This window comes from Bacteroidota bacterium, from assembly GCA_019637975.1.
Lineage (GTDB): Bacteria > Bacteroidota > Ignavibacteria > UBA10030 > UBA6906 > CAADGV01.
Genome location: JAHBUR010000021.1, coordinates 1 through 14,401 on the forward strand (window position 1 = coordinate 1; position 14,401 = coordinate 14,401).

The window sequence follows — 14,401 nt, forward strand, 5'->3', positions numbered from 1 at the left end:
TGCGATGGGACTCGGTTATGGATTGCTGGAAGAATTCGATTTCGAAGACGGGATTCCCAAGCAACTCAATTTTGACGAGTATTTGATTCCCACATCCATGGATGTTCCTCCTATCAAAGCAGTTATTGTTGAGAACGAGGATGCCGCCGGTCCCTTTGGCGCAAAATCCATCGGCGAGCCGGCAAACGAAATTGCTGCACCCGCGATTGTCAATGCAATCTACAACGCAACAAGAATCCGTGTGTATGAGTTGCCAGCGAACCTTGAACGAGTGTTGCTCGGACATAAGCTGACAAGAAAAGGCGAACGAGGTTCTGCAAAGAAAGCAGCGGAAGAAACGTGGACAGAGGCATCCTGTAAAATCCGCCACGAGGTGAAGAACGAATGAAAGCGTTCGGCTACATTCGCGCATCAACTCTTCACGAAGCCATCGGCATACTGGCACATCACTCGCCGAATGCCTGCCTGCTTGCCGGCGGCACGGATTTGCTGATTGAATGGCGTCGCCCATCCGGACACGTTCCGGCAACCGTCATCGACATTTCAACGGTTGCAGAATTAAAAGGAATCGATGCTCAAAATGGAAGCGTTTCGTTGAAACCTCTGACCACGCATGCAGAGCTTGTGAGATCTCCAATCGTTCGCGAGCACGCTTCACTTCTCGCTTCAGCGGCTGGTGTGATTGGGTCTCCCCAGATTCGCAACCGGGGAACAGTAGGCGGTAATATCATGAACGCTGCTGCGTGCGCGGATACTGTTCCTCCGATGATTGCGCTCAATGCGGAGGTCGTACTCCAATCCGCTAGCGGAAAACGGACGGTACCCCTGCAGGAGCTTTTCCTGAAACCATATGAAACCGCCGCACGACACGACGAGATTCTCTGCGAAATCCGGTTCGAGAAACTGGCGGCGAGGGCTCGTTCCTCATTCATAAAATTAGGAAGGCGCAATGCCCTTTCCATCTCGCGGCTCAGTGTTGCTGCTGTCGTCGCACGCGATGAGGCAGGTGTCATTACGGATGCGCGCATTGTTCCCGGCGCAACGTTCCCCCGATGGCGAAGAGTTTTTGAGGTCGAAAAGATGCTGCTTGGCGAAAAGGCTACGGCAGAGTTGTTCAAGGCGGCAGGCCGGAAAGTCTCCGAGTTGATGATTGCCGAAACAGGCCGCCGGTGGTCAACAGAATACAAAGAGCCGGTCATTGCCGTGCTTGTGCAAAGAGCGCTGGAGCAATGCTGCAGATGAACACCATCACCGTCACAACGACAATCAACCGTCGCAACTACACTCTCAACATCAGTCCAAATCAGACTCTCCTTGATGTTCTGAGAGAAGAACTGGGACTGTCGGGAACAAAGCGAGGCTGCGAGATTGGCGAGTGTGGTGCCTGTACAGTTTTGATGAACGGGAAAGTCGTTAACGCCTGTCTTGTTCTCGCTCCGCAAATGGATGGACAAGAGATTCTCACGGTTGAACGATTGGCAGAGGGAGAGCGGCTCCATCCATTGCAGGAAGCATTCCTCGAACATGAAGCTGTTCACTGCGGCTTCTGTACACCGGGCATGTTGCTGAGTGCAAAGGAATTGTTGGATGAGAATCCCAATCCCACAGAAACAGACATCCGCCTTGCCATTTCCGGGAACCTCTGTCGTTGCACGGGCTATGTGCAGATTGTGGAGGCAGTCGCCGCCGTTGCGAACAGTCAGTTGACAATTGATCGTTGAACGTTGGACATTGATCGTTTCATAAGGAGCAGAATGCAACTCACTTTTCAACAAGGCCGTACCGAAGCTGAACGCTGCTTGTATTGCTTTGATGCGCCATGTACGCAGGTCTGTCCCGTCCACATAGACATACCGAAGTTCATTGCGATGATCAAATCCGGAAATCTTATCGGGGCGGCAGAGGTTGTCAGGACATCGCACGCCTTGGCAAACATTTGCGGCAAAGTCTGTCCCGAGGAGATATTCTGCCAGTCTGTTTGTAATCGTATGAAACAAGATTCTCCGGTTCGGATTCGTGAGTTGCATTTCTTCGCAACGCAACAGGAATGGAAGGAGGGCTACTCCGGCACACTGCCTTTTCCAAAGAATGGAAAATCGGTTGGCGTCATCGGCGGCGGACCTGCAGGGCTTGGCTGCGCGTTTGAGTTGGTCAAGATGGGCTACGATGTTCATGTGTACGATGCAAAAGGCTTCGGCGGTGTTCCGCAAAACAGCATTCCGACGTTTCGCCTCAACGATGATGAACTCCGCAGTGACATCGAGTTCCTCTCACCTTTCGTTCATTCTCATCAAAAGATGATAAACACTGAAGCCTTTGAGAACATTCGCAAGCAGCACGACGCAGTATTTATCGGAATTGGTCTTGGGCTCGATAAGCCGCTTGGAATTCCGGGCGAACATCTCCCCGGCGTTGTGCCCGTTCTCCGGTTCCTTGAGCGTGCCAAGAGGAACGCAGCTCGTATCGGCAAGCGTGTTGTGATAGTCGGCGGCGGCAATGTCTCTCTCGATGCTGCGGCAACAGCCAAACACCTCGGCGCCGATGAGGTGATCCTTCTTTACAGAAGAAGTGAGATGGAGATGAAGGTATGGAAAAGCGAACTTGAAGAGGCAAAGAAGCACGGCGTGCAAATCCAATTCCTGACAATTCCTATTGAGATTGTCGGTGAAGAACGCGTGGCCGGGGTACTTTGTCGCAGGACTAGACTTTCCGGGCAACGCGATGCCTCCGGCAGGCCGATTCCGGTTGAGATTCCCGGATCGGATTTCGATCTCGAAGCCGACTGCATAATCATTGCTATTGGGCAGGTTATTCAGGCGGATTTTGTTTCTCTCTTTGAAAGAACGCCTCAAGGGTTCATCAGGGTAGATGAAGGCTTTCGTACTTCGCTTGACGGAGTGTTTGCGGGGGGAGATGCTATTCAAGGAGAGGGGACAATCGTACAATCTGTCGCGCACGGAAAGACAGCGGCTCACGCAATCCATGACTATCTCACTGCCGAGACGCGGAGGGAACAGAGATGAATACCAGCAATATTGAACTCTACGCAGCAAGAGACCTATCGTACAATTTTCTGGAATTGCGATTCGAGAATCCCTTCATTCTCGCCGCTGCTCCTTCAACGGACAATCTGGAAATGGTTCGTCGTGCGTTCCAAATGGGATGGGCGGGAGCAATCCTAAAGACTACCTCGGTTGAAGGAACTCGTGTTGACCTCGCCTATCCGATGATGAGCACGTTCAATCACGATGGGAAGAAGTTGTTCGGCATGGGGAATATCGATCTGATTTCCGAACATCACATCGACAAGGTCGAACACAACGTCCGAATCCTGAAGAGAGAGTTTCCCGAAAAGATTGTTGCCGCAAGTATCATGGCGGGACGAAAAGAAGATTGGCAGCGCCTCGTCGAGCGTCTTGAATCGGCCGGAGTGGATTTCATCGAATGCAGTTTCTCGTGTCCGCAAGGGAACATCGGCGAAGACCCCGGCAAGATGTTGGCGCAAAGTGTTGCTGCAACTGAACTTACAGCCCGATGGGTCAAGGAGGCGGCAAAGCGAGTTCCGATCTCCATCAAGATTACGCCGCATGTTACAGACATCGTCGAAATTGCGCGAGCAGTGAAGAGAAGCGGTGCCGACGCCATTACAGCTTCGAATTCGTTGCAAGCGCTGATGGGCATTGACATCAGAACGTTCGTGCCGTATCCGCAACTCGGCGGCCGCTCAACGTACAGCGGAATGACGGGGCCGGCAATCAAGCCCATCACGCTCAAGACAATCTCCGAGATTGCACGCAATGTTGATATTCCGATTCTCGGGACTGGCGGTGCGTCCACGTGGAGCGACGCGGTGGAATTTATGGCGGTTGGTGCAGGCGTCGTTCAATTCTGCACCGCAGTGATGCATCATGGTTTCCGTATTATTGATGATTTGAAAAGCGGGATGTCGCACTATCTCGACGAAGTGAATTTCGGCTCCGTGACGGATATCTGGCGCAAAGCGTTGTCCCATCTTGCTACACACGATGAGTTGGCGCGACGAACAGTTTGCAGTTCCATTAACGAGGCGTTGTGCATCGGATGTGAAAACTGTTACGTTGCGTGCCGCGACGGCGGACACATGGCCATTGACCGGCGGCCGGACAAGGTTCCTGTTGTTGCGGAAGAGCGGTGCGTTGGCTGTGGACTGTGCGAGTTCGTTTGTCCGGTGGAGGGGTGTATTGATATGAAAGTACTATCAATTGAACATTGACAATTAGCCGTTGACCATTGATCGTTGGGCCACGGGCAAACGCTCAATGGTTGACGATCAACGGTCAATTGTCAATTACAGTATCATTTGCGATTACCAGTTCAGGAGAACAATGTCATCCATCATCAAACAAATCAATCACGAAGTCGTTCACAAGACGGCAAAACGTTGCCGCGAACGCGGTATCACCATTCCAACTTTCGCGCAAATGCGAAACCCGGCTCTCATTCCTCAATCCGTCACCAAGCAACTCGCGGGCATCGGTTTGTGGGATTTGAATCCGCTGAATCTTTTCCGTATCACGTGGAAAAACGATGTGAAAACGGGACTCTTCGGAGGGGTCAACTATCTTGAGATTCCGCAATGCATCACCGGCGTCAAGGCCCGCATCGTCGGGCTCGTCGGCAAGTATTTTCCGACGGGGGCGCACAAAGTCGGTGCAGCGTTCGGATGTCTCGTGCCGAGGCTTGTGAGCGGCGAATTTGACCCGACCCGCCACAAAGCGGTGTGGCCGTCCACCGGTAACTTCTGTCGCGGCGGCGCGTTCGATTGTGCGCTGCTCGATTGCACAGCCGTCGCAATCCTCCCCGAAGAAATGTCGAAAGAACGATTTGCATGGCTGAAGGAAATCGGTGCCGAAGTGATCGCAACACCGGGCTGCGAATCGAATGTGAAAGAGATCTATGACAAATGTTGGGAGTTGAAGCGTGATCCCATCAATGTCATCTTCAATCAGTTCGAAGAATTCGGAAACCCGATCTGGCATTACACTGTTACCGGTCCGGCAATCGAAGAAGTATTCGATGGACTACGTGAGGAGAAGAAACAACCTGCGGCATTCATTTCCGCTACCGGCTCGGCGGGGACAATTGCAGCGGGTGACTATCTGAAAAAGCAATTCCCATCACTCAAGATCGTCGCCAGCGAAGCACTGCAATGTCCTACGCTGCTGATGAACGGCTTCGGCGGACACAGGATCGAGGGCATCGGCGACAAACATGTGCCGTGGGTGCATAACGTACGCAACACAGACGCTGTCGCCGCGATTGACGACAACGACTGCATGCGCGTGCTGCGTCTGTTCAATGAACCGGCGGGGCGGGAGTATCTCAGCTTCTGTGCTGTCAACAAGCACGTGATTGACAATCTGCCGCTGCTCGGCATTTCGAGCATCGGGAATCTGCTGGCGGCCATCAAGACTGCAAAGTATTTCGAGTTGGGTGAAAACGACGTTGTGTTTACCATCTTCACTGACTCAATGGATCTGTACAAGTCTCGCGTCGAAGAGTTGCGAGAAGAACAGGGAGATTACACCGTCGTGCAAGCGGCAAAAGATCATGCCGCCGTTCTCGAGCATCAGGGAATTGACTACTTCAAAGAACTCACCTACTACGACCGGAAAGCACTCCACAACTTGAAATACTTTACGTGGGTCGAGCAGCAAGGTCGGACGGTCGAAGAACTGAATGCGCTATGGGAGCCGGAGTTTTGGCAGAAGATGTTTGAAGAAGAGGTTGTTGTTTTTGACAGGATGATTGAAGAATTCAATGCAAAAGTCGGGATAATGTAATTCCATAAGGGAGAAAGCAAAGCATGTACGACAAAATTCTGAAAGCGGCAAAGAAGAACGAACGTCATGTGACAAAGTTCCTGCGTGATCTCATCGCCATCAAGTCGCTCAGTTCACAGGAAAAACAGGTCATCTACCGCATCAAAGAAGAGATGGAGAAATGCGGGTTTGACAAAGTCACGATTGACAAGATGGGAAATATTCTGGGACGCATAGGCAAAGGCAAGCATGTCATCGCCTTCGATGCGCATGTTGACACGGTTGATGTCGGCAATCCGGCAAATTGGAAAGTCGATCCGTTCAAAGGGGCAGTGAAGGACGGCATCATTTATGGTCGTGGGGCATGCGACATGAAGGGCGCGCTTGCGTCAATCGTTCATGGCGGGAAACTCATCAAACAATTGGGATTGGAAGATGACTACACGTTGTACGTCGTCGGCAGCGTGCAGGAAGAGGATTGCGACGGGTTGCCGTGGCAGTACATCATCAACGAAGACAAGCTGCGGCCGGAATTCGTGGTCATTACCGAGCCGACAAATCTCTCGATCTACCGCGGACATCGCGGCAGGATGGAAATCGAAGTACGCACGAAAGGAATTTCATGCCACGGCTCTGCGCCTGAGCGCGGCGTGAATGCCGTCTACAAAATGGCACCGATCGTGGCGGACATCGAGAAGTTGAATGAACGGCTGAGGGGCGAGCCGTTCCTCGGCAAGGGTACAGTGACAATTTCAGAGATTCGCTCCACTTCGCCATCACTGTGCGCCGTTGCTGATTCCGCAACGATTCATCTCGACCGGCGACTTGCCGCAACCGATACGATGGAATCGGCGGTGCGTGAGATTCAAGAGTTGCCGAGCGTGAAAGCAGCCGAAGCGGAAGTTGTCGTGCTCGATTACGCTGTCCCAAGCTGGCGCGGACTCGCTTATCCAACCAAGAAGTACTATCCAACATGGCTGCTTCCGGAAGATCATCCGTTGCTTGATAGCGGCGTGAAGACGTATGAAGAGTTGTTTGGGGAGAAGCCACATGTCGGCCGCTGGGTCTTCAGCACGAACGGCGTAGCAGTGATGGGCATGCATGGCATTCCCTGTATCGGTTTCGGACCGGGGAATGAAGTTTACGCACACATGGCGACGGAACAGATTCCAATAGAACACTTGGTAAAAGTGAGCGCGTGGTACGCGGCATTCCCGAAAACGTACCTTGGGAAATGTGATTGAGCGATGAGAAAAGAAAACCACGAAGACGCAAAGACGCGAAGTGATTGTTGAGGTCATCCTTTGTGGAACTTTGTGCCTTCGTTGAAACTACTTTGCAAGCAAATAGACAAAACGTTAAGGTGAAGAAGTATGGCTGCCAAACTCCAAAAGCTCCCGAATACTGTCCGAGGACAAGATTACATTGAAACCAAAGACTGGTCGGTCAAAGAAATCGAACTTGCGCTCAAGACGGCGGACAATCTGAAGAAGATGTTCAGAAAGGGAAAGCCGCATCGCTATCTTCCCGACAAGACGGTGTTTCTGTTCTTCTTTGACAAATCTACCAGAACACGAAACTCGTTTGAAGCCGGGGCAACGCAACTCGGCGCTCATGCACATTTCATTTCGTCGGAAACGTCGCAGGTTGCGCACGGCGAGTCGCCAAAGGACATGGGCATTATTCTCTCAAGCTACGGGCACGCAATTGCAGTCCGGCATGACCTTGTACCCGGCGAGGGAAACAGCTACATGCGTAAAGTGGCGGATGCAGCAAACGTTCCGGTGCTGAATATGCAGTGCGATATTGACCATCCGTTTCAGGTTCTTGCTGATCTGATGACGATTCGGGAAGAATTCGGCAAGAACTTGCGCGGGAAGAAAATTGCCGTCTCGTGGGCATATGCGCCAAGTTATGTCAAGCCGATGTCAGTGCCCCAAGGATTGATTACGCTGATGCCGCGTTTCGGACTCGATGTCGTGCTCGCCCATCCGCCTGAGTACACGCTGATGAAAAGTGAAGTTGAGTACGCAAAAAAAGCGGCGGCAGAAAGCGGAACGAAGTTCGAAATCGTTGACGATATGGATGAGGCATTTAAGGATGCCGACATCGTCTACCCGAAGTCATGGGGCATTGAGTCGCTCTTCCACAATCCGAATGAAGCGTTGGAGATTTCCAAGAAGTATAAGAACTGGATCTGCGACGAGCGACGCATGAGTTTGACGAAGAAGGACTCGATCTACATGCACTGCCTCCCTGCCGATCGCGGCTACGAAGTGGTTGACTCCGTGATTGACGGGCCGCATTCCCGTGTGTTTCCCGAAGCGGAGAACCGACTGCATACGGCGAAGGCGATAATGGCGCTGACGATGTAGAATATTGACAATTGAACATTGATAATTGGAAATTGATCGTTAAAGCGGGCCCCACGCCAACGGTTAACGGTCAATGGTCAACTGGTAGAAATGAGAATATGGTGGAAGGTATTGTACTCGCAGCAGGCTCCTCCTCACGGGCAGGATGCTTCAAGATGGAGCTTCGGCTCGGCGACAAGACGTTGATCGAGCGAAGCATTGAGGGGATGTATGGTGTTTGCTCGCGTATTATCGTAGTGGGCGGATATCGTATTGAACGAATCCGCCAATTGCTTTCATCCTATCACAACATTGAAATTGTCGAGAACAAGAATTGGCAAAGTGGGATGTTCGGTTCGGCGAAAGCCGGCGTACGACACGTCGCCACCGAAAGGTTCTTCTTGCTGCCTGCCGATATTCCGCTTGTCCCGCAAAAAGTGTATGATGAATTGGCCCGACATCAGGCCGGGATTGTCGTTCCTACGTTCAATGGCAGAAAGGGACATCCGATATTGCTGAGCCGGACGATAATTCATGATATTCTTGCAGAACCCGACAACTCCTCACTGCGACATGTGATCCAACGAAAAAGCTGTAAACTTGTTCCTGTACAGGATGAACACATCCTTCTGGACATCGATTCGATGAGTGACTACGAGGATGCGATAAAACGGTTTTCCGTTGATGCTGTCTCGATGGCAACGAAAGAACCACAATGAATGTAGTTTGGGAATGCAAACATTTCGACAAGCTCACGCCCGCTGAACTCTACGCCGCATTGCGTTTGCGCAACGAAGTGTTTGTAGTAGAACAGAACTGCGTCTTTCAGGATGCCGACGATAAAGATCAGGCAGGATGGCACGTTATGGGGTGGCGCGACAATATGTTGGTGGCGTATGGCAGAATACTACCTCCCCAGATCTCATTTACCGAAGCATCAATCGGGAGAGTCGTGACATCGCCGCTTGTTCGGGGTTCGGGCATGGGAAGAGAACTGATGCGAAAATCCATCGAACATCTGTACGCCATGTTTGGCAAGGTGCCAATCCGTATGGGCTGCCAACTGTATCTGAAGAAATTCTATGGGTCATTCGGCTTCAGGCAGGCGAGTGACATCTATCTTGAAGACGGCATAGAACATATCGAGATGTTCCATGATTAGCGTGAAGAAGATCAACGCAACAACGTTTGAAGTGTTGTAGACAACGCAACGCGAACAGCACACACCGTTACGTTGTCCACACACTACTATCAGAAACTCACAAACGGGCAAACCACACCGGAGGAGTTCATCACCAAGTCATTTGAGTTTCTCCTTGAGCGGGAGCCGAATACAAGCATTCTCCGCTCGTTTGATTTGCCCGTAATCGGGAAGTACTTTCCGGAGTATGAAGAGACAATGATAAGGGGATGAATCTCCATCTCCATCCCTCCTATTGATCAGTCTGCTCCGTTGAGCCAAGCCCTTCGCCCATTTGTTCAGCACTCTGCAACACCTTCAGCCCGTATTTCTCGCTGATATCCAACGGCGGCATGGGTCCGTCAAGAGGTTTCAGATCCCGCACGTACCAGTCGTACCAATCAAGTGTTCGATGCATAACGTCGATGCGGCCCGGCTGCCTCGTGTTGCCATGCTGTTCGCCGGGATACTGAACAAGGCGTACAGCGGGATGTCCGTTCACTTTCATCCTTCGGAACAATTCAACACTTTGCGTCGGGTGAACGCGTGTGTCCGCCAATCCTCCCATAATCAACGTAGCGGTTTTGCTTTTGTGAGCGTGGTAGATCGGGCTTCGTGCAAGGGCTTCGTTCCACATCTCTTCGATATGTTTTCCGGCATGAACGTAGTATTCTTCCCACGGAATATCCGTTGTCCCAACCTTGCTGATATTGTTGCTGATGCCGACGAACATGCAGACAGCACGGACAAGCGAAGTGTAATAGGTTGCGAACCACGCCGATGCAAATCCGCCGTACGACCCTCCTCCCAGTCCGACGCGCGTCCGGTCAACAATTCCCTGCTCGGCGAGATAATTGATTCCATCGGCTATATCGTCGAATTCCTTTCCGGCGGCATCGCCGTAACCCATTGCGGCAAACTCAACGCCATACCCCGTACTCGCCCGATAGTTGGGGTAGAACACGACGTAGCCTTTGTTGGCAAGAACATGCGCCGGCGCGCCATACGTCGAGAGCCATCCGTTCGAATAGTGAGCTTCCGGTCCGCCGTGCACAACAACAATGAGCGGATATGTCTGACCTTTGCTGTAGCCGACGGGATGTATGACCAGCCCTTCGATTTCCAATCCGTCTCTCGCACTGTATCTGACAGGTTCCTGCTTGCCGAGCGATCGCTCCGACAACCATGGATTGTGAGAAGTCAGCCGGGTAAACGATTTTCCATTCCAATTGTATACTTCCCCCGGCATTGACGGCGACTCACCAACGCAGGCAATATGTTTCATCCCTTTTGTAAATGACAACCTGTCGAAAACCACCCCAGCTTTTTCGGAATGCAGAACAACCGTCCGTTGCTTCCCGTTCAAAGGCGTTGTGCTGAAGGTGGTTTGAATACCTTCGGCAGCGCGATATGCAACAGTGTTGTTGTCTTTCCAATCAACCCAGCTCACGTGACCGCGGAATCGGGGCGGAGTCAGATTTGTCGGGTTCCCTCCCGCAACCGGAATGACAAACACCTGGCTTTCCTTATGATCACCTCGGGTCAATGCGGCATTGTACGCGAGATATTTGCCATCGGGACTGAACGCGTAGTTACCCAACTTGCCCGGATTGTCTGTGAGTTGCCTCTTCGCTTTCGATGCAATGTCAAGAAGGTATATCTTTTGGAACATGTACTCATGATCGACCAGATTTTGAGGACTGCCGCCAAACGCTATCGACGCCCCGTTAGGCGAGTACTCAAACGCCCACACTGTTATATCATCCGTAAGTTGTTCCGGCTTGCCCGATTTTCCTCCACCCTCCACCTCGACTTGATAGAGATTGCGATGTTTCAGGTTCTCCTCAAAAAACACAAACTCATATCCCGCATCTTTCAGAATCTTTTCCCGTTGCGTCGGAGGAGCAGGCGCCACATATGCAAGTCGTTTCCCGTTGGGACTCCACTTGTATGTCGTTATCGATGTTGCGGCATCCGTGATCTTGACTGGTTCGCCGCCGGCAATCGCCACCATCCACACTTGCGTCTGTTTCTCCCCCGCGCGTCGTGAGAGAAACGATACGGCAGACATGCCGGGACGCCATGCAAGCGAAGAGGCTCTTTCTTTCCCTGTAACAAGCGGACGGATTTCTTTTGTAGATGTCGAAACAAGGAACAACTCAAGATACGCCGTGCCCGCCTCCTCGTTCGCTTCCCGTTGTGATTCAACTGTATAGGCAATCCAGCTGCCATCGGGACTGATTGCAGTACTGGTAACCCGCTTTGTGTTCATCACGTCTTCCGGCGTAAACGGCTGCGATGCTGATGCTGTGCCAATCACAAGCACGTGCACTATGATCGAAAAAATGAGAGTTCTTTTCATGATATCGATGCTTCCTTATATATTTAGTCTGATGACTCGGATTGAAATGGCGGGTTATACAAAAGGTGATTGTGTAAGCAATATTCGCCGCACCGAAGAAGGGATTGGAAATAGGCTAAGAAACTGTCACCGGAGCGGGACTTGGTAAGATGTTTGGCAGTAGCCTTAACGGGAATCGAACCCGTATTTCGGCCTTGAGAGGGCCGCGTCCTAAACCGTTAGACGATAAGGCCAACGTATTCCTTTGATTGCTGCCCCGTAAGGATTCGAACCTCAATAAGCAGATCCAGAGTCTGCCGTCTTGCCATTAGACGACGGGGCAAATTATCGTGTAAAAATCTAAAGAAAACGGCAGGTAAAGTCAACCAGCACCCCGATTGCCCGTTCAAACGTGACGCACTTCACTGTTTCTTAAGGTGATTCTCTGTTTCGTTGATTCGGCTAACAGATTTGGGACTCTTTCATCAATCATCAATAGAGTTGCGATTCCAATTCTCAAATGCTCCACCGAATTCCATTGAATCGGGATCCGGCTTTCAGGCATGATGAAGTTAGCGACCACACAGTTCAGGGGAAATCTTACAAACAAAGAACCCGTCTTAGAGGGACATCCAAAGAACCTCTTATTCCACAAATGAGGAGATTGTAGATGGATTGGATACGCATTGCGCAGGGACTCGTGTTTCTCGGTGCATCATTCTTGGTCGTTGTGGTGGGTATGCGCGGCATTGACCCAGAGGCAATCTCGCTCGATCTGGTGTATTCAGCGCTATATCTCGAATCGGGTATGCTCGCCCTTCTTGCTTTTTTGTACATGTTTACCAATTCGAGCGAACCGAACAAGGCAAAAGCCCTGCGAACGACCATCACTGAGATTGATGGATCATTGAAAGCGGTTGTGGAAAACCTCAACGCCAACGGGCGAAACAGCCTGCCGCCGGGAGTCATGGACCAACTTTCCGAAATCAAAGGAAGAGTCGGCTACATGAAAGGGATTATCAACTAATGACAGATATGCCGGCACCAGGTGTCTCATGAGACAGTCTTTCCTCATCGTCTACTTTGTCCTATATCTTGTTGCAGTTGTTGCACTGCTCGCTGGGTCCGGAGGAGGCAGAATCCCATGCGCGCAACTGGCGGACAGTATGTCTGTTTCGTTGTCCGAAGATATCTACGTCACAGCCCCGCGCATAGTACAAGTACAGTTGTATCGACTCAAGATGGGGAGCATGATCGTCGAAGGGCGTCCGCAAACAACGAGTATCCCTGTGTATGCAACCGGCTTGGTGTCGCCACAGGAACGTGAGAAGATCATTTACCAGGTAACAGCACACGGAAACGCGCCTCTTCTCGAATGTGTGACGGACCCTGAAACGGGCATCGGGCTCATTGCTCACCGGTTCACACAAGTCGGAAAATTCCGCTATACAATTACCGGCGAGGTCGATCGGCACATTCCCGATAAACTCCCGCTCTGCGTACGGGAGATTCTCTCCGGCTTGCAGGGAAAAATGCTTACAAGCAGTACCGACATTGAAGTGATAGTTGAATACGATTATATCGAACCGCCAATCCGATGAAAAGAATCCTGCTTGCATGTTTGCTGACGGCGAGTCTGATCCCTCCGCTCGCACTTTCGCAGAAACCAGATTTCCGCCGTGAGTTCAATTTGACCTTGCTTGTTCATCGCGACACCATATCGGCGCTTGCCGGAGAGTATGTCACACTATCCGATCCGGAATGGGATTGGCGGACTCCACCTACATGTACGATTCTCGTGTACCGCAGGGATCGAACGATTCGTCCGGACGATCAAATGTGCAACACATTATACGGAGTTAATTCCAACAACAATTACACGGTGTATTCCCGCGTTCGGTTTGACACTGCCGATACGCTTACAGTTCTCAGAATTCTTGAGGGACAGGGACGAGACAGAAGAATGTACCGCTACGGTGATGAATGGCAGATTCATGTCCGCTGGCCGTCTCTCCATTCGCTGGTCAATCGTGAATACTGGTACGGAGAATCGGCGGTGTTCAGTTTTGCAGCGGGCCACGAAGATTACTCCGGCTATTCGTATGACATCGAATCGCGTAATCGCGTCCTCTATTCAGAACAGGGTTCGACTATTCGAATCGAACGCATTTGGAGAACCCTGCCTCCCGCAGAGCTCAATTCGACAATTACAATCAAGGGGAAACACAAGGGCAAAACCTTCAAGTACTTCGACCCGGCAACCAAGCAGGTATCAGAATCTGTCTGGAACATTGAATTGAAAAGCCCGAGTCGTATTGAAGATGTGGCGTTGTGGGCCGTAGATTCAACCTACGACCGGCTGAAGGCAGCCAACCGCATGGATCTACTGCCTCCAATTCCTCTCAACATAAACCAAGAGGGTAAATACAACCCGCGCGAATTCCGGTTTTCAAGCTATGCTGTAAGTCGCATGAGTTTCTTCATGTTCATGCCTGATGTGTGGGATGTGACGGTTACGAGTGCTCCGTCCCAGTTCCTCTCGCGTGTCGAATGGCGGGCGGATGATCCGTGGCGCGTGCTGGTAATCGTCCCTAACGAGGACTTTCTTCGGGATCGTTCCGTACGAAACGCGCCTGAAGTGAGTTTGAGAATTCGCTTTCGCGATCAGTTCGGCACTTCATTCAGCCGAGTGTACAAAGCTCGTGTGTATCAGGCCCAGTAATCA

At 51.4% G+C, this 14,401-nt stretch carries 14 protein-coding genes, 2 tRNA genes and 1 pseudogene; 14 read left to right on the forward strand and 3 right to left on the reverse strand.

The features are described 5' to 3' along the window. The 11 genes and pseudogenes from KF749_12125 to KF749_12175 form a co-directional block, all read left to right on the forward strand. On the forward strand, positions 1-388 hold a 388-nt coding region (locus KF749_12125), incomplete at its 5' end, for a xanthine dehydrogenase family protein molybdopterin-binding subunit (GenBank protein MBX2991899.1). Next, positions 385-1,242, forward strand: coding sequence for a xanthine dehydrogenase family protein subunit M (locus tag KF749_12130; protein MBX2991900.1), 858 nt, complete (start codon positions 385-387; stop codon positions 1,240-1,242). The genes KF749_12125 and KF749_12130, both read left to right, overlap by 4 nt. After that, complete coding sequence (locus KF749_12135) at positions 1,239-1,721, forward strand: (2Fe-2S)-binding protein (GenBank protein MBX2991901.1); 483 nt, start codon at positions 1,239-1,241, stop codon at positions 1,719-1,721. The genes KF749_12130 and KF749_12135 overlap by 4 nt, the downstream gene beginning before the upstream one ends. A 33-nt stretch (positions 1,722-1,754) precedes the next feature. Further along, complete coding sequence (locus tag KF749_12140; GenBank protein ID MBX2991902.1) at positions 1,755-3,023, forward strand: FAD-dependent oxidoreductase; 1,269 nt, start codon at positions 1,755-1,757, stop codon at positions 3,021-3,023. Beyond that, complete coding sequence (preA, locus tag KF749_12145; protein ID MBX2991903.1) at positions 3,020-4,252, forward strand: NAD-dependent dihydropyrimidine dehydrogenase subunit PreA; 1,233 nt, start codon at positions 3,020-3,022, stop codon at positions 4,250-4,252. The genes KF749_12140 and preA overlap by 4 nt, the downstream gene beginning before the upstream one ends. Positions 4,253-4,364: 112 nt before the next feature. After that, positions 4,365-5,822 carry a pyridoxal-phosphate dependent enzyme gene (locus KF749_12150; GenBank protein ID MBX2991904.1) on the forward strand — a complete coding sequence of 486 codons (1,458 nt, stop codon included), beginning with the start codon at positions 4,365-4,367 and terminating at the stop codon, positions 5,820-5,822. A gap of 23 nt (positions 5,823-5,845) precedes the next feature. Next, positions 5,846-7,045: a YgeY family selenium metabolism-linked hydrolase gene (locus tag KF749_12155; protein ID MBX2991905.1), complete on the forward strand. Its 1,200-nt coding sequence runs from the start codon at positions 5,846-5,848 to the stop codon at positions 7,043-7,045. Between the two features lie 129 nt (positions 7,046-7,174). Beyond that, positions 7,175-8,176 carry an ornithine carbamoyltransferase gene (locus KF749_12160; GenBank protein ID MBX2991906.1) on the forward strand — a complete coding sequence of 334 codons (1,002 nt, stop codon included), beginning with the start codon at positions 7,175-7,177 and terminating at the stop codon, positions 8,174-8,176. A gap of 98 nt (positions 8,177-8,274) precedes the next feature. Beyond that, positions 8,275-8,874, forward strand: a complete 600-nt coding sequence (locus tag KF749_12165; GenBank protein MBX2991907.1) for a nucleotidyltransferase family protein — start codon at positions 8,275-8,277, stop codon at positions 8,872-8,874. Then, positions 8,871-9,317, forward strand: coding sequence for a GNAT family N-acetyltransferase (locus tag KF749_12170; protein MBX2991908.1), 447 nt, complete (start codon positions 8,871-8,873; stop codon positions 9,315-9,317). The genes KF749_12165 and KF749_12170 overlap by 4 nt, the downstream gene beginning before the upstream one ends. Beyond that, a pseudogene (locus KF749_12175) lies at positions 9,310-9,569 on the forward strand (hypothetical protein). The gene KF749_12170 and the pseudogene KF749_12175 overlap by 8 nt, the downstream one beginning before the upstream one ends. Positions 9,570-9,588: 19 nt before the next feature. Here the strand turns inward: KF749_12175 and KF749_12180 are convergent. The 3 genes from KF749_12180 to KF749_12190 form a co-directional block, all read right to left on the reverse strand. Next, the gene (locus tag KF749_12180; protein MBX2991909.1) at positions 9,589-11,697 is read right to left on the reverse strand and encodes a S9 family peptidase; all 2,109 of its coding nucleotides are present in this window, start codon (positions 11,695-11,697) and stop codon (positions 9,589-9,591) included. A gap of 160 nt (positions 11,698-11,857) precedes the next feature. Then, positions 11,858-11,930 (reverse strand) — tRNA-Glu (locus KF749_12185). Between the two features lie 18 nt (positions 11,931-11,948). Continuing rightward, positions 11,949-12,019, reverse strand: a tRNA-Gln gene (locus tag KF749_12190). Between the two features lie 327 nt (positions 12,020-12,346). On the opposite strand from KF749_12190, the gene KF749_12195 reads away from it, so the two are divergent. From KF749_12195 to KF749_12205, 3 genes are read left to right on the forward strand one after another with little or no spacing between them, the layout of a single operon-like run. Continuing rightward, positions 12,347-12,703 (forward strand): hypothetical protein, encoded by a 357-nt coding sequence (locus tag KF749_12195; GenBank protein ID MBX2991910.1) that lies wholly within the window; start codon positions 12,347-12,349, stop codon positions 12,701-12,703. Positions 12,704-12,731: 28 nt separating this feature from the next. Continuing rightward, on the forward strand, positions 12,732-13,277 hold the full coding sequence (locus tag KF749_12200; GenBank protein MBX2991911.1) for a hypothetical protein: 546 nt from the start codon (positions 12,732-12,734) through the stop codon (positions 13,275-13,277). Further along, positions 13,274-14,398: a hypothetical protein gene (locus KF749_12205; protein MBX2991912.1), complete on the forward strand. Its 1,125-nt coding sequence runs from the start codon at positions 13,274-13,276 to the stop codon at positions 14,396-14,398. Before KF749_12200 ends, KF749_12205 begins: the two co-directional genes overlap by 4 nt. Positions 14,399-14,401: the final 3 nt, after the last annotated feature.